Annotated in this window: 13 protein-coding genes; 5 read left to right on the plus strand and 8 right to left on the minus strand. The window is 58.9% G+C overall.

Annotation, left to right across the window (positions count from 1 at the left end; all coding sequences use genetic code 11):
* Positions 1-23: 23 nt before the first annotated feature.
* The 5 genes from HQL98_05955 to HQL98_05975 all read right to left on the minus strand — a co-directional run bounded on the left by HQL98_05955 (position 24) and on the right by HQL98_05975 (position 7,683).
* The gene (locus tag HQL98_05955; protein MBF0271584.1) at positions 24-398 is read right to left on the minus strand and encodes a response regulator; all 375 of its coding nucleotides are present in this window, start codon (positions 396-398) and stop codon (positions 24-26) included.
* Positions 395-3,166, minus strand: coding sequence for a response regulator (locus HQL98_05960; GenBank protein ID MBF0271585.1), 2,772 nt, complete (start codon positions 3,164-3,166; stop codon positions 395-397). The genes HQL98_05955 and HQL98_05960 overlap by 4 nt, the downstream gene beginning before the upstream one ends.
* Positions 3,163-6,246, minus strand: a complete 3,084-nt coding sequence (locus HQL98_05965) for a response regulator (protein MBF0271586.1) — start codon at positions 6,244-6,246, stop codon at positions 3,163-3,165. Before HQL98_05965 ends, HQL98_05960 begins: the two co-directional genes overlap by 4 nt.
* Positions 6,247-6,342: 96 nt before the next feature.
* Positions 6,343-7,119, minus strand: coding sequence for a hypothetical protein (locus HQL98_05970; protein MBF0271587.1), 777 nt, complete (start codon positions 7,117-7,119; stop codon positions 6,343-6,345).
* 246 nt (positions 7,120-7,365) lie between these two features.
* Complete coding sequence (locus tag HQL98_05975) at positions 7,366-7,683, minus strand: hypothetical protein (protein ID MBF0271588.1); 318 nt, start codon at positions 7,681-7,683, stop codon at positions 7,366-7,368.
* 72 nt (positions 7,684-7,755) lie between these two features.
* Here HQL98_05975 and HQL98_05980 point away from each other — a divergent pair, with 72 nt between their 5' ends.
* The 5 genes from HQL98_05980 to HQL98_06000 all read left to right on the plus strand — a co-directional run bounded on the left by HQL98_05980 (position 7,756) and on the right by HQL98_06000 (position 17,540).
* A complete protein-coding gene (locus HQL98_05980) occupies positions 7,756-8,724 on the plus strand; it encodes an NrtA/SsuA/CpmA family ABC transporter substrate-binding protein (GenBank protein ID MBF0271589.1) in 969 nt (322 codons plus the stop codon).
* On the plus strand, positions 8,721-10,718 hold the full coding sequence (locus tag HQL98_05985) for a sensor histidine kinase (protein MBF0271590.1): 1,998 nt from the start codon (positions 8,721-8,723) through the stop codon (positions 10,716-10,718). The genes HQL98_05980 and HQL98_05985 overlap by 4 nt, the downstream gene beginning before the upstream one ends.
* A gap of 21 nt (positions 10,719-10,739) precedes the next feature.
* Positions 10,740-11,183: a response regulator gene (locus tag HQL98_05990; GenBank protein MBF0271591.1), complete on the plus strand. Its 444-nt coding sequence runs from the start codon at positions 10,740-10,742 to the stop codon at positions 11,181-11,183.
* On the plus strand, positions 11,183-13,687 hold the full coding sequence (locus tag HQL98_05995) for a response regulator (GenBank protein MBF0271592.1): 2,505 nt from the start codon (positions 11,183-11,185) through the stop codon (positions 13,685-13,687). The genes HQL98_05990 and HQL98_05995 overlap by 1 nt, the downstream gene beginning before the upstream one ends.
* Before the next feature lie 115 nt (positions 13,688-13,802).
* Positions 13,803-17,540: a PAS domain S-box protein gene (locus tag HQL98_06000; protein MBF0271593.1), complete on the plus strand. Its 3,738-nt coding sequence runs from the start codon at positions 13,803-13,805 to the stop codon at positions 17,538-17,540.
* 36 nt (positions 17,541-17,576) lie between these two features.
* On the opposite strand, the gene HQL98_06005 is transcribed toward HQL98_06000, so the two are convergent.
* From HQL98_06005 to HQL98_06015, 3 genes are all read right to left on the minus strand, one after another.
* On the minus strand, positions 17,577-18,170 hold the full coding sequence (locus HQL98_06005) for a hypothetical protein (GenBank protein ID MBF0271594.1): 594 nt from the start codon (positions 18,168-18,170) through the stop codon (positions 17,577-17,579).
* 6 nt (positions 18,171-18,176) lie between these two features.
* Positions 18,177-18,617: a cupin domain-containing protein gene (locus tag HQL98_06010; GenBank protein ID MBF0271595.1), complete on the minus strand. Its 441-nt coding sequence runs from the start codon at positions 18,615-18,617 to the stop codon at positions 18,177-18,179.
* A gap of 334 nt (positions 18,618-18,951) precedes the next feature.
* Positions 18,952-20,391: a TrkH family potassium uptake protein gene (locus tag HQL98_06015; GenBank protein ID MBF0271596.1), complete on the minus strand. Its 1,440-nt coding sequence runs from the start codon at positions 20,389-20,391 to the stop codon at positions 18,952-18,954.
* Position 20,392: the final 1 nt, after the last annotated feature.

The following is a 20,392-nucleotide window of genomic DNA, read 5'->3' on the forward strand; positions in this document are numbered from 1 at the left end:
GCGGCGCGTCTGTCGGAAGAAATTTATGACTTCAGGATTTTGTCGATCAGGACAAGCAGTTGTTTTTCATGGAAAGGCTTGAAAATCGTCTCCACAAATCCAAAAGCCTGGGCCAGTTCTAAGGCGGAATAGGAGGGCAAATAGTGGCCTCCTCCCGACATGGCGATGATTTTTTGTGTGTTGTTGGCTTTTAAAATGGCCTGGATGGTCTCGATGCCATCTTGTTCCGGCATGAGGATGTCACACAGGACCAGATCCCATGGTCCATCATCCGCCAACTGGCGCAGGGCCGATTGGCCACTGTTGGCCGCACCCACCTGAAAGCCCGCATCTCCCAACAGGGTGACCACCATTTGCAAAAATGCCTTGTCATCGTCGACTACCAGGATCTTGTTCATTTTTTCTCCAGAGTCGGGTTGGGGAAGTCGCTTTTTGAAATCAATTGACGTAACACCATGGCCAAATCATCGAACAGGATCGGTTTGCGCAGAAAAGCATCGAATCCCAATTGTTCCGCTTCCCGGGAAGAGGCGCTCGGATGGCCGGAAATCAGCACCACCGGCAGCGTCGGATGGATGGTGCGAATCTCCCGTAGCAGATCGGTTCCCAGGGTGCGGGGCATGATCAAATCGATGATTGCCAGATCGTACCGATCGGGCTGCTCCCGCAGTCGTTCCAGGGCTTCTTCCGGGTTGTTGACTCCGGTTACCTGACAGCCCAGTTCCATCAATTGCAACCGCACGATTTCCAACAAGGTGACCTCGTCGTCCACCAGCAGAATCCGCAGATTCAACGGCAGGGAAGGCTCACGGCAGGGGTGTTGCTGGAAAGAAGGCCGTTGTTCCGGCAACCGGGGCAGATAGACCCGGAAGGAAGAACCTTCCTTTTCCCGGCTCTGGACCTCCACGGCGCCGCCGATGGCCGTGACCAGTCCGTGAACCACCGACAATCCCAAACCGGTCCCCTTGCCCACGTCCTTGGTGGTGAAAAACGGATCGAAAATACGCGGTAGCAGTTCCGGTGCCATGCCGTGTCCGGTGTCATCCACCGTGAGCCGCACGTGGGGGCCTGGATTCAGGGGTAATGTGCCGATATTCTGTTTTTCCAGGAGAATCTCTTCCAGGGTGACGGTCAATTTTCCCGGGATTCCTTCCATGGCATGGGCGGCGTTGGTGCACAGGTTCATGAGGATTTGATTGATGTCGCCAGGATCGCCATGCACCAGGGCGGTGAGGGTGCGCAGGTGCGTGGTGGTCTCCACATTGGCGGGGATGACGGCCTGAAGGAATTTCATCACCTCCTTGACCAGGGGCGCCAACAGCAGGGGACGGTAGTGCCGCTCGGTTCGGCGACTGAAGGTCATGAGCTGAGACACCAGATCCCTGGCCCGCAGCCCGGCCTGATAAACCTCCTGCAAATCCGTATGGGGGCGCGTTTCCTTGGGCAGGTTTTTGAGCGCCATTTCGGTGTATCCCAGAATGACTCCAAGTATGTTGTTGAAATCATGAGCGATGCCTCCGGTCAGAGTGCCGATGGCCTCCATCTTCATCGCCTGCCTGAACTGGGCTTCCTGCCGCAGTTGTTGGGTGATGTCCCGATGGGAGGCCAGCACCAACGGGCGACCTTGCCATTGTACCCGGCAGGTGCTGACCTCCACATCATACAGGCTGCCGTTCCGGCGTCGATGCCGGGTGACGAAGGTGCTGCCCTCATGGCTGAGTTCCTGGAGCATGGGCAGGATTTCTTGTTCGTTCCAGCGGTCGTCCCAATCCCAGATATGCAGCGTGGTCATCTCCTCCTTGGAGTAGCCCAGCATTCTGGCAAAGGTGGCGTTGGCTTCACAGACCTGGCCATCGATTTCGATCACGCACAGTCCGTCCCGGGAACGCTCGAACAGGGTGCGCCGACGGGTCATCTCTTCCATCAGGGCCTGCTCGGCCAGACGCCGTTGGGTGATGTCGTAGTGGGATCCCCGGTACCCCAGCAGTTTGCCGGTCGCATCGAATACCGGTTTGCCCACATGTTCGATCCAGCGTTCCTGGCCGTCTTTGCCGCGGATGCGCACGCTTACGGGGGCGGGGAGCGTGGTGCTGGTGCCGGGACCCATGGATTTCCAGGACTCCAGGTCATCGGGGTGGATGAGGGTGGCCATCAGGTTGGGGTCGGCCATGAATTCGACCGGTGTATAACCCGACACCTCCTCGCAGGCCGGTGAAACGTAAAGATAACGACCCTCCGGGGCCAGCCAATACTCCCAGTTGGGAGAGTAGTCGGCCAGAATGCGGTATTTCTCTTCGCTGGTGGCCAGGGAGGTGGTGCGTTGTTCCACCAGTTGTTCGAGGCAGTAGCGCAAGCGGGCCAACTCCAGATGGATGCGCACCCGGGCAAGCACCTCGTCGATGTCGAAAGGTTTGGTGATGTAATCCGCCGCGCCGACGGCAAATCCTTTGATCTTTTCCTGGGCCGCATCCATCACGGTGACAAAAAGCACCGGAATGCGGTGGCCGATCGGGGTTGCCTTGATGCGGCGGCATACCTCGTAGCCATCCATTCCCGGCATCAGGACATCGAGCAGCACCAGATCCGGCGGGGTTGGGCCCAAGACCAGCTCGATGGCTTTGGCGCCGGAATTGGCCACCATGATGCGGTAATCATCCTGCAACACCTCCAACAGACTGTGGAGATTTTCCGGGATGTCATCCACCACCAGCAGGGTCGGCTGTTCTTCGGCGCGGGTGTGGCTCGCGGGCTCGAACACGATGGAATGCTGGCGATAACGCTGCAATTCGAGTTGGGTGCGAATCCGCAGATGCAGCAAGCCGGGATTGATGGGCTTGGTGACATAATCCGCCACTCCCAGCTTGACTCCCTGGGACTCGTCGGCGGCATCGGTCAGTGCCGAAACGAAAAGGACCGGAATCCGGGTGGTGGATGGATTGGCTTTCAGATGGGTCAGCACGCCATAACCATCCATGCCCGGCATGCGGATGTCCAGCAGAATCAGGTCCGGCTGGGGGTGGCGTTGCGCCAGTTCCAGGGCCTTCTCCCCGCAGGTGGCCGCGGAAATGGCATAGTCGTCTCGCAGGATGTGCATCAGGGCGTGCAGATTTTCATGCACGTCGTCCACGATGAGAATGCGGGGGCGAACTGTCACGATTGGGTTCATGCTTGGCTGACTCCGATGGTGTCATGGAAGCGTTTTCGCAAAGAATCCACCAAGACCAGGGCTTCGTCGATGGCGAATCGATCAACCTGGGTGGCGATGGCGAGCATTGTGGATGCCAGAGGGGTTCCGGCGGTTCCGGCGCGCAGTTCGGCCAGCAGGGGTTCCGCCGCCCCCAGATCAAAAAGCAGAACCTGGGACAACCGTTCCAGCCGCTCCGCGAGTTGCGCGGGATCCAGTGAAGGGGTGGGAGTGGGGGTGGGGGGTGTGGCCGGACCGGCGGAAAGGGTGTCGATCTCTTGCATCACCGCGTGCAGTTGGGCATCGAAGGCGGCGATGGTGGCCGGTTCCGGGGATTGTCCCTGTTTGAGCCGGGCGTCGATGTTGGTGATGGTGGCATACAAGGCTCTGGCGCCGATGTTGCCGGTGACTCCTTTGAGCGCATGGCAGAAATCCCGTGCCTTGGGGAGGTCCGGCTCCAGCAGCGATCGTTGCAGGGTCTGGGCGGCATTCGGATAGTGTTCGCGAAAGCGGCTCAACTGTTTGCGATAGGCCGCGACCTTGCCGCCAATGCGGCGGATTCCTTCACGTGCGTCGAGGGTGGTCAACGCCAGCAGTTCCGGATCCGGTTCCGGGGGTGCCACCGCCGGAAGAACCGGCAGCGGTGGTGTGGAGGAGGGATCGGTGGTGCGGGTCGGCGGGTGTATCCATCTGGCCAGAACGTCCATCAGGCGATCGGGCGCCACGGGTTTGGTCACGTGGTCGTTCATGCCCGCCGCCAGACTCTGTTCGGCGTCGTGGACCATGGCCAATGCCGTCATGGCGATGATCGGCAGGGTGGCGAATCGTTCGCCGCCTGGGGAGCGGGCCAGTGCGCGAATCTGACGCGCCGCCGCCAGTCCATCCAGGACCGGCATTTGGATATCCATCAGCACGGCATCGAATGGGTATCGTTGCACTAGGTCGACCGCTTCCTGGCCGTGGATCGCCTCGATCACCGTGATGCCCACGCTGCGTAGCAGTTCGTGGGCAAACTCCCGGTTGATGTCGTTGTCTTCCACCAGCAGCACCCGCGTTCCGACGCAATCCAGGCCGTTTTCAAACGGTCGCGCTCCGCCGGAAGGCAACAGATCCCCTTGTTTGTCCAACAGCCGGTCATGGCGCAGCACCGAAAGCATGGTGTCGAGCAGTGCGGAAGGGGAGACCGGCTTGATCAGAAAACCATCCACACCCGCCTGCTCCGCCAGACGCAGCACATCCCCACGACCGTAGGCGGTCACCATCACCACTTTCGGCTTGTGGGGGATCGATGGATCCCCATGGATGCGTCGGGTGGCCTCGTCGCCGTTCATGCCGGGCATGCGCCAGTCCATCAACACCAAGTCGCAGGGGAGGTTTCCCTGCTGGGTCAGGGTGGTCAGGGCTTCCCGCCCGTTGGCGGCCAGGGTGACATCAAGATGAAAAAATCGCAGCATTTCGGCCAGAATTTCCCGTGAGACCGCATTGTCATCCACTACCAGTACCCGCAATCCCCGCAGCAGCGGACCGGCCTGTTCCACCCGTTCGCGATTGCCCATCCGGGCCTGATCGGCGATGGGCATCTGTACCGTGAAACAGAGGGTGGTTCCCTGTCCCGGCTGGGAATCCTCCACCCAGATGCGTCCCCCCATCCGTTCCACCAGATTTTTGCTGATGGCCAGACCCAGTCCCGTCCCCCCGAAACGACGGGTGGTGGATTGGTCTGCCTGGGTGAATTTTTCAAACAGCCGGGCTTGCGCCTCGGGGGTCATGCCGATGCCGGAATCCCGTACGCAGATCATCAGGGTCAGGTCGGTTGCGGTGGTGCGCAGACAACGAAACGCCAGTTCCACCTCTCCCTGGGCGGTAAATTTCAACGCGTTGCCGCACAGATTGAGCAGAATCTGACCGAATCGCAGTGGATCCCCCATCAGGGTCGGGGGAATGGCCGCATCGTAACGGATCAGAAACTCGACCCCTTTGTGTTCCGCCTGATACCCGATGGAGTCGGTCAACTGTTCCAGCACCGCGTCGAGTCCGAAGGGGATGCACTCCAGTTCGAGTTTGCCCGCCTCGATTTTCGAGAAGTCGAGAATGTCGTTGATGATGCCCAACAGCGAATGGGCCGCGCTCTGGGTCTTGGCCAGATAGTTGTGCAAAGCCGGGGAGAGTTCCGGGGTCTTGAGGGCCAGATACACCATGCCGATGATCGCGTTCATGGGGGTGCGGATTTCGTGGCTCATGTTGGCCAGAAATTGGCTTTTGGCCTGATTGGCGGCTTCGGCCACCTCTTTGGCCTGTTGGGACTCCCGGGTGCGGATCTCCACGATGGATTCAAGATTGCGGTTGAGGTCATTCAACTCCCGCAACGACTCGAACAGCCGCGCCCGCCCCTCGTTGAACGCCTGGACCAGATCCCCCAGTTCATCCCGATAGGGATATTCCAGCTTGGCCACCGGGGTGTCGTTGGCCTGAAAGCGCCAGTTGGCCACGGCTTCGGCGATCCGGGTCACGGTGCCGGAAAGACGGAAACGAATGGTCCAGGAGATGATCAGCCACAGGCCCGTGGTGACGATCATGGAGTGCAGCAGCACCATCAGAAAGCTGTATTTGGTGCGATTCCACACCACCTCCCGGCTTGAATACAAAGTCAGATGGCCGATCAGGTGGCTTTCGCCCCGGGGGGAGTGATGCACCAGGGCAACGATGGAAGGGGGGCGCAAGCCGGAAAACAGGGAATCGGCCTCGGCCGTGGGATCGGGCAGGGTGCCATCGGTCACCTGGATCTCCTTTTGCACGGATTCGATGCGGATTCCGGTGACGATGGCGTTTTGTCGGACCCCTTGCGCCATGGAAATCAGTTGCGGGGCATCCAGTTCCCACATGGCCTCGGTGATGCCGGGTTGGACGGTCCGGCCCAACGAAACCAGATCCTGATCGATATCCCGGCTGACACTGAAATACTGAATGGCCAGTTGCGCCCCGGTCATGCCGAGGGCAAGCAGCAGATACCAGGGAAACATGGTATACAGCAGCCTTCTGGAGAGCGTTTGCTTGGCAAACATCGTCTTTCCTTCAAGCGGGTTGGACCGCCGGGGGCGGTGCGGATCGCGCCCCTGGGTCAACGGTGCGCGGTGGCGGATGGTGATGCCCCAGGCGGGTCATGGCCACCACCAGCGGGTATCCGGTTCGTCTGTGGCCGCGGGGAGGATCGGATTGTGCAGCCGAATCACCTCCCGTGGCGTGGTTTTCATCTGTTTGATCTCGTCGGCGTGGTGGTTTTCAAACAATTGACGAAACGAGCCATCCGCCAACGCGGCTTCGAGACCCTGTTGGATTTGTTGCGCCAGCGTGATGTTTTCCCGGTTGACCCAAAAGTAGACCGGATAGGGAAAATACAGGGCCTTGGTCTGTTCCAGGGCCAGTTGGGGAAAGGCGGTCTGGCGTTCGTCGAGTTCCCGTCGGGCTTCGTTCATGCCCCTGGGAAAGGCGTCGAAGCGGCCCGCGGCCAGCATGCCGAACAGGTTCTCATAGCGGGAGGAGGTCTCGACCACAAAACCATTGGCGTGCAGAACCGGCAGATCCGCCCATTGACGGTTGAGACCGAAGCTCAATTGTTCCCGCAGCGTCTGGGGATCCATTCCGGCGATGCGGGTTTGATCCTCGGCGCGGATCACGAAAACACGAAAGCCGACAATGCCGCGCAGAATGTCGATTTTGATGGGTCGCATCCGCGACTCCCGTTCTGCATTGGTTCCCAGGGCGATCACATCGATGGCGCCGGACTCCAGCAGATTGATTCCCCGGTTTTGGGTGATTTCTTCGGCATAGGGCATCAACTTGTATGGGGTGGGATGCGCGGCCTGCCCATGGGAGAGGGCCAGATCCAGCAATTTCCATCGATAGTGATAGATGGGGCCGACTGGAAAATAGCGGATGATCCGGGTTTGTGCCTCTGCGGGTCCGTCACAGCCCAGCATGAGCCAGACAACCCCCAGGAGCGCAGCGAATCGATGGGTGGCCCTGTGGTATTGTGGTGGGTCAGAGTTGTTGGATCGCAAACCACACGGAACCTGCCCCGGGTGCATGTTGTCGGTTCTCCTGGCTGTTGCGTTTCCGAGTGTGTCATGACCTTTGGTGTGCCGACTGCTGGCATGATCCGGTGCAACAGGCGGAAAATCAAGTCAAAACATTCCCGCTTGGCCGGAATGGGCCGGAAAACGAAAAAAGTCGCGGCGGGTCATGGTGGCGTTGCATTTTTTGGGTGTATGGCGTCGATGGGGTGTTGTTGCGAAAATGGACTTATAATAGAATAAGCTGTTGTTCATGTACACGAATTGTGGTATGATTACAAACAGGAAAACCGGTTGCAAAAGTTGGTGGGGAGGGGGGAGATGTCGAGTTGGATTTCCGTTGCCCGGAAGGTTGGGTTCGGAGTGCTGGTCTGTCTGGTTTGGGTGCTTTCCCATGCTGCGGGTCTGGCGGTCCAGGATATTGGGCATGCTGTGGTGACTCCTGGGGAGGGTGTCGGCAATAAAGACAATCATAATACATTCGGTGATCATAAAAGGGTCGTGGACATCGGCATCCAACCCTTATGGTTGCCCATCGGCATCATCACGGAAGTGATGAAGCGGGATGGCATTCTGCAAGAGGCGTTGCAGCGATCCGGGGCCTCGGTGCGGTTTCATCCCTTTTTGAAGGGATCGGATCTCAACCTGCAACTCCGGGACGGCAAGCTGGAAGGCGGGTTCGGGGGGGATATGCCCACCATCACCGCCTGCGTATCGGATCAGGTGCGGGTGGTGGCGCTGGCGGATCTGTATTTCAGCGCCATTGTCGCACGTCGTTCCCTGTTGTTGACCGATTTGCGCGGTCGTCGCATCGGATATGCTTTTGGTTCCAACGCGCATCACGCGTTGCTGACCGCATTGGCGGCGGTCGGGTTGTCCGAGGCGGAAGTCACTCTCGTTCCCATGGAGGTGAACGCCATGCCCCTGGCTTTGGAGCAGGGAAGCATCGACGCCTTCAGCGCCTGGGAACCCACCCCCACTTTGGCCACATCCCGGTATGGGCACAAGATCATCCATCGGGTGCTTTCTTCCGGTTATCTCTATTTTACCCGCGATTTTTCCGAACAGCATCCCGACCGGGTCTCCGAGTTGGTGGCCTCCGAGGCCAGGGCACTCAACTGGTTGGAACGGTCGGAGGATCATCTGGCCCGGGCGGTTGGCTGGTGGGAAGAGGCGGCTGGCAGCATGGGCATGCGTGATGTCGAATCGTTTCGTCATGAGATCATCCGTCTGGTCCACAGCAGCTTGCGGCATTTGTGGATCATGCCGGTGATCCCCTTGGAGGATTTGATGGAAGAGGGGCGCATCGGGCGGGCCGCCCGTTTTCTGAGAAGCATCGGCAAGGTGCCGCCGGGGCTGGGCTGGGAGACGGTCCGTTCCTGTTTCCGTCGGGATGTGGGGGAAGCGATTCTGGCCGCGCCCATTCCCAATCGGTTGGATGTGTTCTCGGGCGTGGAGCCGGTTGAGTGACCGCCTTTGCTCCCGGTACCCCCCGGCAAGAGGTGGCGGTGGTCTCCCGGAGATGGAACTTGAGCACCCGGCTGATCGTCTGGTCCAGTCTGCTGTTTTTGGTGATTCTGGGTTGTATCGTCTATGGCATCATCCGGGGTGTGCCTTACACCCGGTTCGATGGGCGCATGGGTCAGTTGCGCTCGGAGATGTTTCGGCAATTGAGTCTGATCGCCAATCTGCACAAAGAGCAGATTGAAAGTTGGTTGGGGGACAAACAGAAGGATTTACGGATCTTCGCCCGTATCTCTTCGTTGTCGGCGTCGCTTTCCCTGCCGAGTTCGGCTGAGAGGGATGAACGCGTTCGCGACGCGTTGCGGGAGATCGCCCACATCTATCCGGAATTCGACTATGTGGAACTGTTCGATCTGGTCAGCCAGACGGTTTTGTCGAGTCGGGACAGCGGGCAGCGACCCTTTGAACACGATGAGTTCCTGAAACGGGCGCGTTTGTCGGGCAAGGGTTATCTGGGCAAGGCGCGGATGCAGGCCGGGATGCAATGGCCGGTTTTCCGCATCGGCCATCCGGTGTTCGACAGCGCCGGGCGGGAGGTGGCCATGCTGGTGGTGGCGCTCAACCCGAACAGCCTGCTCAAGCAGTTGCTGGATACCGGCGAAAGCCTCGGAGAGAGCGGCGAGGTGGTGCTGATCAACGAGGACGGATTCATCATCAACACGGCCCGATATGCGTTGCCGGACGGCACGCGCCCCCTGCCGTTGCAACATCGTCTGACCTCCATTCCCGCCCGGTTGTCATCCAGCGGACACGAAGGCCTCATCGAGGCTTTGGACTACCGCGACGTGCCGGTGGTGGGCGCGTTTCGCCACATCCGGATGAGTCCCGAATGGGGCCTGGGCCTAGTGGTCAAGATCGATCAACAAGAGCTGTTCGCGCCGCTGCGACGGGAGATTGTCACCATCTTGGGGATGAGTCTGACCGCATTTGTGCTGCTGGTGCTGTTGATCGGTTTCACCATCCGCAAACAGACCGGACTGCTGAAAATTCTGGGTGACACCGCCGCCCGTCTTTCCGATCAGGATCTTTCCATTCGTTCCGGGATCCGGGGACAAGATGAAGTCGGCGTGCTGGGCAGCGCCTTCGACCACATGGCCGACCGGTTGCAATCCCTGGTGGTGGATCTCCGACTCAGAGTTTTGGAGCATCAGCACACCTTGCAGGATCTGGCGCAAACCAACGAAGAGTTGCGGCAGTTCACCTATATCATTTCTCATGATTTGCGTTCTCCGTTGCTCAGCATCCAGGGGTTCACGGAAGAGTTGCAGATGGACCTGGATGAACTGAACATCCTCATGACCCTGATTCCCGACACCTTGGAAGGGTGGAAGCCGGAACAGGCCCATGAACTGTTGCAGACCCGCATTCCGGAGGATTTGCGTTACATCCGGGCCTCCATCCACAAGATGGATGGTTTGATCAACGCCATTTTGCACCTGTCCCGGCTGGGTCGGATCATCTTGCGCGCCGAGCGGTTGAACATGCGTCAGTTGGTGGAAGAGAACATTCAGGCCTTGGGTTTTACGATCCAGGAGGCGGGAGTGACCATGCTGGTGGGGAGTCTGCCGGATCTGGTGTGCGACCGGACCGCCATGGAGCAGATTCTGGGCAATTTGCTTGCCAACGCGATCAAGTATCTCGACCCTCAGCGGCCTGGAACCGTCGAAGTGCGGGGAGCGGCGGATGAAGAGTCCGGGCGCTATACGTTGCAGGTGATCGACAACGGTCGGGGCATCGCGTCCGGGGATCTTGAGAAGATTTTTATTTTGTTCCAGAGAGTGGGGCGTCAGGACACCCAGGGAGAGGGTATGGGACTGGCGTATGTGCGCACGCTGGTGAGGCGTCTGGGAGGGGGAATCGTGTGCGACTCTACCTTGGGGCAGGGGACGACCTTCACCGTGACTCTGCCGACAGTGCCGCCCCCAACGGCCGATCTTTAAAGAACGAGGAGGAGAGTGGATATGCAGGCAACCCAATCGGTCACGATTGTCATGGTGGAAGACGAGGATGCCCATGCCATCCTGATCGAACGCAATTTGCGTCGGTGCGGCATCACCAATCCCATTGTCCGACTGTCCAACGGACGGGAAGCCATCGACTATCTGTTGAACAAGGGACAGTACGCGGGCCGGCAACGTCCGCTGCATCTGCTGGTGCTGCTGGATCTGAACATGCCGGAAGTCGATGGTTACCAGGTGGTGCGGGAGATGAAGGCGGACGAGAAGTGCCGGGTGATTCCGGTGGTGATCCTGACCACCACCGACGATCCCCAGGAGGTGCAGCGTTGTTATGATCTGGGCTGCAACAATTTCATCACCAAACCGGTCAACCCGCTGGATTTCGCCAAGACCATCCAGAACATGGGGTTGTTGATCAACATCATGTCCTTTCCCAGTTGTTCGTGATGACTGCCTCATTGCACCCTGAAAAGCCCCGCATTCTTTATATGGAGGATGACGCGGCATTGGCGGAACTGGTCTTGCGTCGTTTGCAACGGCACGGGTTCGCGGTGGAGACGGCCCCGGATGGGGTGGCCGGATTGGAAAAATTGTCCCGGTCGCCCTGTGACGTGGTGGTGGTGGATTACAAAATGCCCCATCTGGATGGCTTGGCCGTCTTGAAACGGATGCTGGATGAACAGGCCACGCCTTCGGTGATCATGGTGTCGGGGTTCGGCAGCATGGAAATTGCCCTGGAGGCCATGCGGCTGGGGGCGGTCGATTATGTGGTCAAGGAGACGGGAGGCAACTATCCGGCTTTGCTGGCGGGGGCCATCGATCGGGTTTTGGAGAAGCAGCGGCTGATCCAGGGAAAACGGGAGGCGGAGGCGGCGCTGAAGGAGAGCGAATTGCGTTTCCGCGCCATCACCGATTCGGCCAGCGAGGCCATCGTTTCGACGGATGCCGCCGGGTGTTGCGTCTCCTGGAACTCCGGGGCCGCGTCGATTTTTGGTTATCGGGAGCATGAAATCCTCGGATTGCCCGTGACGCTGTTGATGGCGCCACAGGATCAGGAGCGACACCGCAACGCCTTGCAACGGGTCAACGAGACCGGAATCCTGCATCATGCCGGACGGCTGCTGGAGTTGACCGCCATGCGCAAGAACGGGGAATTGTTTCCTTTGGAACTTTCCTTGTCTTCCTGGGTGGTCAACGGGAAACGTTTTTTTTCGGCGGTGGGTCGGGAGATCAGCGCCCGCAAGCAGGCGGAACAACAGACCCGGCGTCTGCTTCAGACCCAGATTCTCATCAACAAGCTGTTGCAATCGGCTACAGCCCAGCATACTTTGACCCGACAGCTTGAAATCGCCCTGGATCTGATCCTGTCGGAAAGTTGGCTGCCCACCTTGGCCAAAGGGATGATTTTTCTGTATGACGAAACGCAGGATGGTTTGGTGCTGGCCGTTGAACGGGGTCTGTCCCGGTCGATGGGGATGGAGTGCGTTCAGGTTCCCAGGGATTGGTGTTTGTGCGGACAGGTGTTTGCGGATCGGAAGCTGCGTTTGATCACCTTTTCGGACCAGGAGCCTGCCCACGTTTGCACGGGAATGACCTCCTGCGGTCTGTATTGCGCGCCCATCGTTTCCGGGGAGCGGGTGCTGGGGGTGATGAACCTCTTGTTGCCGGCGGGACATGTCGGGGACGCCGAGGAGGCGGAACTGTTGCAGGCCATTGTCAATACCCTTTCCGGCATCATCGAACGCGGACAACTGGATGCCAGACTGCAACAGGCCATCGCCAACGCGGACAAGGCCAATGCCGAGAAAAGTCGTTTTCTGGCGGCCATGAGCCATGAAATCCGTACCCCCATGAATGCCATTCTCGGCATGGGGGAGATGTTGGCAGAAAGCCCCCTCAATGACAGTCAGCAGCGTTTTGTTCAGATCATCCATCATGCCGGACAAGGACTGTTGGCCTTGATCAACGATATCCTGGATCTGTCGAAGGTGGAAGCCGGACAACTGGAACTGGAGACCATCCCCTTCGAGCCGGAGGCCATGATGGAGACCCTGGTGGAGATGCTTCAGCCCAAGGCCTCCAGCCAGGAGACGGAAATTGCGTTGCAGATCGATCCTTACATTCCGAAGCGTCTGATCGGTGATTCGCAAAGGCTTCAGCAGATTCTGCTCAATCTGCTTTCCAACGCGGTCAAATTCACCCCCCGAGGCCGGGTGGTGCTGTCGATGGTCCGGATCGGGGAGGGGGAGAACCCGGGGGGGAAGGAGGGAGAGCAACACCGGTTGCGTTTTTCGGTCGCCGATACCGGCATGGGGATTCCGCTGGATCGGCAACAGAAGATTTTTCAACCGTTCATTCAGGTGGATACCTCCACGTCGCGCCGTTTCGGGGGCACTGGACTGGGGCTGTCCATTTGTCACAAACTGGTGGAACGGATGGCGGGTTCCATCTGGCTGGAAAGCCAACCCGGCCAGGGGAGTACCTTCCATGTGGAACTGTCGTTTTCCCAGGCTCCGACCGTCGAGTCGCGGCATGTGGATTCCGGCCAACCCGACCTCCTGATCGCTGAGCGGAAAGAGAGCGGTTTGTCCATTCTGATGGCGGACGATGCGGAAGAGAATGGTTTTTTGATCGATGCCTATCTTGAAAAGACTCCGCATTGTCTGACCCTCGTGGAGGATGGGGTGCAGGCCTTGCAGAAATTTAAGGAGGGGACTTTCGATTTGGTCTTGATGGATATGCATATGCCGGGTATGGATGGATATCAGGCGACCCGCGCCATCCGGGCATGGGAGGCCAGCCATGATCGTGTCCCGATTCCGATTTTGGCCTTGACCGCCAGCGCCATGTGGGAAGACATTGCCGTCACCCGGGCGGCGGGATGCACGTTGCATCTGTCCAAACCCATCAGCAAGAAACTGCTGCTGGAAACCTTGAGCCGTTTCGTTTGAATCGGTTCCCGCACCAATCGCCGGATGCGATCCGGATGTTAACCAGGCACGTCAGCAGAAGACCCATGGAACCGGGGTGAATGGCTTGGCCCGCGCCCCATAACGATTTGATTGGGTGGCTATGGAACCAGTAGTCCAGGCAGTGTCCGATGAACCGTCGGCCTCCGAGACCCTGTTGCAACGGGAAATCGCCTCACGCAGATGCGCTGAGGAGGAACGGGATCGTTTTTTTGCGCTTTCTCCCGACTTGTATTGCATCATCGGTGCGGATGGCTTTTTGCTGCGGGTCAACGCGGCTTTGGCCTCGGCTCTGGGATACACCCTCGATGCAATGTCCCGGACCGCTTTCGATCGGTATCTTCATCCCGATGATCTGGAATCCACCCGACAGGAGATTGATAGAGTTTTATGCGGTGGCATCACCCGCAATTTCCAGGTGAGATTGGTGCATCGGAACGGGGAGTTTTTGTGGACCGATTGGACAGCGGTGGGCGATGGGCAGGTGCTGTTCGCCTCGGGTCGGGATGTGACCGAAAAACGGCGGATGGAACAGAATCTGCTGGAAAATGAACGGTGGTTGCGGATCCTGTTCGAGAAAAGTCCCCTGGGGGTGGCGCTGGTCCACGCGGCCACCGGTCGTTTTGTGCGGGTCAATCGGCGCTATGCGGAATTGGTGGGCTATTCCCGGGAGGAGATGGTCAACACAAGTGCCAGGGAACTGACCCACCCCGACGACTTGAGCATGGATCTGGCCGCGTTGGAAGGGCTTTTGTCCGGGGGTGTTCCCGAATACACCTTGAGAAAACGGTGCATCCGCAAGGATGGAACGGTCATTTGGGTCAACCTGACCGTTTCGGCGGCTTGGCAGCCCGGTGAACCTCCCGAGCATTACATCGCCATCGTCGAAGAGACCACGGCCCGTCTCCAGGCCGAAGAGGCGGTCAACAAACAAAAGATTTTTATCGAGGCGGTTCTGGAAAACATTCAGGATGGTGTCGTGGCCTGCAACGAACAGGGGATGCTCTCTTTCTTCAATCAAGCCAGCCGGGATTTCCACGGCAAACGGGAGCAGAATCTGCCTCCCGAGCAGTGGAGCCGTCATTACGATCTGTATCGCCCGGATGGCGTGACCCTCCTGCCAATCGAGGAAATTCCTTTGTACCGGGCCTTTTCCGGCCAGAGCGTGCTGGAGCAGGAGCTTGTGGTCGCTCCGGAAAACGGTACCAGACGTACCCTGTTGGCGACCGGTCGGGCCATATGCGACGCTGCGGGAAACAAGCTGGGGGCCGTGGTCTCCATGCACGACATCACCATGCAAAAACGCACGGAAGACGCGCTCAGGCTCAGTGAATCCCGTTTTCGCGGCGCCTTCGAGACCGCGGCCCATGGTATGGTGCTGGCCTCCCCCGAGGGGCGGTTTCTCAAGGTCAATCCGGCGTTTTGCGCCATCATCGGCTATGACGAGGAGGCGTTGCTGGCCATCGATTTTCAGAGCATCACCCATCCGGATGATCTGGAAGCGGACCTGGCTTTCGTGCGTCAATTGCTGGCGGGCAATCTGGACACCTTCCAGATGGAGAAGCGCTATATCCATCGTGACGGCCATCTTGTCTGGGTCGTGTTGAGCGTCTCCATGGTGCGGGATTTTCAGGATCAACCGGTACACTTTGTCGCGCATATTCTGGACATCTCCGACCGCAAGCGGGCGGAAACCGGATTCCTGACCGCCAACCGACAGTTGGAAATGCAGGTGGCCTGCATCAATCGCATCCAGAGCCTGTTCATCGGGGAGTCCCATCCCGACGCCCTGTTCGACACCCTGCTCATGGAAGTCCTGCGATTGACCGACAGTCGTTACGGCTTCGTGGCCGAAGCCAAAATCAACGCGCAAGGCCATGTCTATCTTCAGACTTTGGCCATCTCCAACATCGCCTGGGATGACGCCTCCAGGGCTTATTACGAGGCCCACGCTCCGACCGGATTTCATTTCACCCGAATGCACGGTCTGTACGCCGCGCCCTATTTGAGCGGCATGCCCGTGATCGCCAACGATCCGGCCCACGATCCCAGGAGCTGCGGTTTGCCGGAGGGGCATCCTCCCTTGCAGGCTTTTTTGGGTGTGCCCATCAAAAGACAGGAGGAGATCGTGGGGGTGCTGGGCGTGGCCAACCGTCCGGCTGGTTACGATGAGGGGGTGGTCTCCTTTCTGGAGCCGGTGGTCACCACCTGTGCCCAGATGATCGAAGGTTATCGCAATCGTTTGGCCAAACGGGAAACCGAGGCGCTGTTGCGCAACAATGAACGGAAGTTGCGGGAGTCCTTTTTGTATGCCCGCAGTCTGATCGAAGCCAGCCTCGATCCGCTGGTGACCATCAGCGCCGATGGCAAGATCATGGATGTCAACCGGGCCACGGAAGAGGTGACCCAGAAAAAGCGCGAAGAGTTGATCGGTACCGATTTTTCCGATTGTTTCACCGATCCGGAGCAGGCCCGGGCCGGGTATCAGCGTGTCTGGCAGCAAGGGACGGTACGGGATTATCCTCTGGCGCTCAAGCCGCAAGGGGGCGGTCAGCCGGTGGATGTGTTGTACAACGCCGCCTTGTATCGCAATGAACAGGGGGAGGCGCAGGGCATTTTCGCCGCGGCCCGGGACATCACCCAGCGCAAGCAGGCGGAAATCGCCATGCAACAGGCCAAGGCTCAGGCCGAAAAGGCCGCTCAGGTCAAAGGCGAATTCCTGGCCGCCATGAGTCATGAAATCCGCACCCCCATGAACGTGGTGCTGGGCATGTCGGAAATGTTGCTGGAAACCGATCTCAATGCCACCCAGCGTCGTTTTGCCCAGATCATGCACCATTCGGGTCGGGCCTTGATGGGGGTGATCAACGATGTTTTGGATTTCTCCCGCATCGAGGCCGGGCGGGTCACTTTGGTGGAAATGCCGTTTTCGCCCCGTCAGGTGCTGGAAGAGACCGCCCGGTTGATGCAAATCGCCGCCGAGGAGAAGGGATTGATCCTGGAAGCGATGGTATCTGCGGATATTCCGGAGGCGATCCTGGGGGATGATGGACGGTTGCGTCAGGTGTTGATCAATCTGTTGGGCAACGCCATCAAATTCACCCATGAGGGCCGGGTGGATGTGCGGCTGACATGCCATGAGGAAAAATCCGACAGCCTGATGTTCCAGGTGATCGATACCGGCATCGGCATCGCCGAGGAAAAGATCAGCCACATTTTTGAACAGTTCACCCAGGCTGACGCGGGCATCAACCGACGATACGGAGGGACCGGACTGGGATTGTCCATCTCGCGGCGTCTGGTGGCGTTGATGGGGGGCAACATCGGGGTGGAGAGCCGGGTGGGTCGGGGAAGCCGGTTCTTCTTTGATCTGCCCATACGTCTGGCGGCTGCATCATCTTTGCGGGTCGCGCCTTTGGAGCGGGCGACGACCGGACAGACCCGTGGCCTGCGCATTCTGCTGGCCGAAGACGTGGAAGAGAACCGGATCCTGTTTGAAGCCTATCTGATGCCGACTCCGCACAGCGTGGTTTTGGTCAACGATGGGGTGGAAGCGGTGACATGGGTTCAGAAGGAGCGGTTCGATGTGGTGATCATGGATGTGCAGATGCCCAATATGGACGGCTACACCGCCACCCGCATCATTCGGCAATGGGAACGGGAGATGAACCGTCCCCCGGTGCCGATCGTCGCCCTATCGGCCCACGCCATGGAAGGGGAACGGGCGCGCAGCCGGGAGGCGGGATGCACGTTGTACCTGTCCAAACCCATCAAGAAACAGGCCTTGCTGGAGACGCTCCGGCAGATCGCCGATCAGGATTGGCCCCGTTCCTGAACTCCCCCTTGTTGTTTCCTTTCCCGAATGGCTTCCCTATTTCCCGAACCAGGAGTGCAACCAGAATTGCACACTGCGGGTGCTGGCCTCCAACACCAGGTTGACCGGCGCCAACACCTCTTCCCATTGTCGGAGGGATTTGTGAAAACGCTCCCGTTTTTTGGTCAGCATCGCCTGTTCCGGCTCGGACAGGGAGGTGCCCGGCAACACGGGAGCCACAATGATTTTCACCCGTTCCTTGTCGGGGGTCTCCACCGACGAAAAGGCGCCAAAAAGCGTGCAGGGTCGTTCTTCTCCGGTGCGGGTGCAATGGCCATCCCCGCTGGGTGAGCGACAGGGAATGGTCACCAGTTGCACCGGGGGTGGAAACTGTTCATGCGTTTCCACGATGCCGAATTCGGCGGTATAGCAACACCACTCCTGCACATCCCGCATCTCCCGCACCGGGATTTGAGTGGCTTGGTATTTTTCTTCTTTGCCATCCGGTTCCCCCGGGCCATTCGGGCCATCCGGTTCATCCGGGCGCAGCCCCATGAGTCGCATCAAGCGTTGCGGCACGGTTTTTTTCAGGGCGGGACGTTTTCTGCCCTGATCATCGGTTGTGGATTCAAACAGATCCTGGTGGAGCATTGTCGATTATTCTTCCTTTTTTCCTGCGCGCAGAAGGACATTCCGCGCCTTGTCCGAACCCATGTAGACCACCAGAATCCGTACCGGCTCCTGACCCCGATTGGTGCCCCGATGCCACTGGTCCATGGCCTCGACCATGGCTGTCCCGGCGCCGAAGGTGCGTGTGCCCCGTTCCCCATAATCCACGGTCACTTCCCCGGATAGAATATAGGCATACATGGGGACGCCATGTTTGTGCCATCCGGTCTCCTCGCCGGGCGTGATGGTGACAATGGTGGAACTGACTTGCAAAGGGGAGCCGTCGGGATAACGGAGTGGCTCGTCCAGCACGGTTTTGGAGGTGTCGAGCAGAGGCTGGACTTTCTGGTAGGGGGAGTCCGCATGGGCTGTGAAAAACGGAGCCACCCAGAGACCAGCGATCACCAGTGCGGCGTGAAGGTGCTTCATTGCGATTTCTCCTGGAGGTTTATGCGATACCCGCCACAGGAATTATAGACCGAGGGAGGGGTGGGACGAAAGCCCGGAAGATGGAAGGGAGCTGTCATTCCCGTCTTTGGCCGGGGGCTGTCGCTTTTCGAGTTTGTCAACGGGGATGTTTTGGGTGGGGCGGGAGTTGGCCGGGTGCGGCGCGTGGGGCCGGATGGTTTTTTGGCCATGCACCCTTTGCGCAAGCGGTGCATGGCCAAGATGGCGATCCTGCTCCTTGGAAAGAAACGTGGCTGGATCCGCACTGTTATCGATGAACGGGTGTTGGTCTGGCCGAAACCGGGGGTGCTGGTGGTTATTCCCCTTTCCAGAACCGGGGGAAAAAGAGAATCAAGACCGTGAAGAGTTCCAAACGTCCCGCGATCATGGTAACGGTCAGCAGCAATTTGCCCGCGTCGGGAATGAAGGCATAATTTTCCACGGGGCCGACTTTGGCGATGCCCGGACCCACGTTGGCGATGCAGGCCAGAGAGGCGGAAAAAGCGGTGGTGAAATCGAGTCCCACAGCGGTCAGCACGATCACGGACAGCAGCATCACGAATAAAAAGACCACGATCATGATCAAACTGCCTTCCATCACCTCCGGGGGGATGATCACGCCCGCGTATTTGGGTCGGGTGATGCGACGGGGTGCCATCAAACGATCCAGAATGGCCAGGAACAACTCCCAGACCATCACCAGACGTACCACTTTGATGCCTCCGGCGGTGGAACCGGCCATGCCGCCAATCACCATCAGATTCAGAAGAATCACCTGCAGAAACAGCGGCCACTTGGCGAAGTCGTCGTTGGCGAATCCGGTGGTGGTCAGAATCGACACCACATTGAAAAAGGCATGTCGCATGGCCAATTCCAGACCTTTTTCCTGCGCCACCATCAGCACGAACCCGGTGAACACGGAGACGATCACGGTGATGCCGAAATAGGTGAGCAGTTCCGGATCCTTGAAGATTCCCCAATCACGCCTCATGAACAGGCGGTAGTGCAGCAGAAAATTGGCCCCGGCCACGAACATGAAAAAGACGCACCACCATTGCGCGGCGGGTGAAAAGGCGGCCAGACTGGCGTTGCGGGTGGAATAGCCACCTGTGGCCATGGTGGTGAAGGCGTGATCGGTCGCCTCCAGAACATCCATGCCCGATCCCATGAAGGCCAGAATGTTGGCAAGGGTGATCCCGGCGTACAGGACCCACAGAATCCGTGCGGTGGTGGCCACCCGGGGCACCAGGCGATCCTTGGTGGGACCGGGGACTTCGGCTTTCATGATTTCCATGCCGCCAATCCCCAGAAAAGGCAGAATCGCGATGGCCAGCAGCAAAATACCCATGCCACCCAGCCATTGGATTTCCGAACGCCAGAACAATTGACTCTTGGGCAGGATCTCCACATCCGTGAGGATCGAAGCCCCGGTGGTCGTGAATCCGGAGGCGGTCTCGAACCAGGAGTCGATCCATCCCATCCAGCCCCCGTAAACAAAGGGCAAACCGGCCAGGACTGTCGCCATGGCCCAACCCAGTCCCACAATCAGGATGCCATCTCTGGCGCGGAGTTCCGTTTTGGCGGATTGGGTCTTGAAATACAGCACGCCACCCAACGTCCCCCCGGTCAGCATGGAACCGATGAATGGACCGGGATTTTCTCCCAGGATCAACGCGACGGCCAAGGCGGCGCTCTGACAAACCGCCAGCAGGATGGCCAGCAGGGATAATACACGCAGATTCATCACAAGATTCATG

It is taken from the genome of Magnetococcales bacterium (assembly GCA_015231755.1).
In the GTDB taxonomy this organism is placed as follows: domain Bacteria; phylum Pseudomonadota; class Magnetococcia; order Magnetococcales; family Magnetaquicoccaceae; genus Magnetaquiglobus.

What these genes read in the sequence shown, in the direction of transcription:
- HQL98_05955 (MBF0271584.1), bottom strand. Translation starts at nt 398, where the DNA reads ATGAACAAGATCCTGGTAGTCGACGATGACAAGGCATTTTTGCAAATG.
- HQL98_05960 (MBF0271585.1), bottom strand. Translation starts at nt 3,166, where the DNA reads ATGAACCCAATCGTGACAGTTCGCCCCCGCATTCTCATCGTGGACGAC.
- HQL98_05965 (MBF0271586.1), bottom strand. Translation starts at nt 6,246, where the DNA reads ATGTTTGCCAAGCAAACGCTCTCCAGAAGGCTGCTGTATACCATGTTT.
- HQL98_05975 (MBF0271588.1), bottom strand. Translation starts at nt 7,683, where the DNA reads ATGCCCAATATCCTGGACCGCCAGACCCGCAGCATGGGAAAGCACCCA.
- HQL98_05990 (MBF0271591.1), top strand. Translation starts at nt 10,740, where the DNA reads ATGCAGGCAACCCAATCGGTCACGATTGTCATGGTGGAAGACGAGGAT.
- HQL98_05995 (MBF0271592.1), top strand. Translation starts at nt 11,183, where the DNA reads ATGACTGCCTCATTGCACCCTGAAAAGCCCCGCATTCTTTATATGGAG.
- HQL98_06005 (MBF0271594.1), bottom strand. Translation starts at nt 18,170, where the DNA reads ATGCTCCACCAGGATCTGTTTGAATCCACAACCGATGATCAGGGCAGA.
- HQL98_06010 (MBF0271595.1), bottom strand. Translation starts at nt 18,617, where the DNA reads ATGAAGCACCTTCACGCCGCACTGGTGATCGCTGGTCTCTGGGTGGCT.
- HQL98_06015 (MBF0271596.1), bottom strand. Translation starts at nt 20,391, where the DNA reads ATGAATCTTGTGATGAATCTGCGTGTATTATCCCTGCTGGCCATCCTG.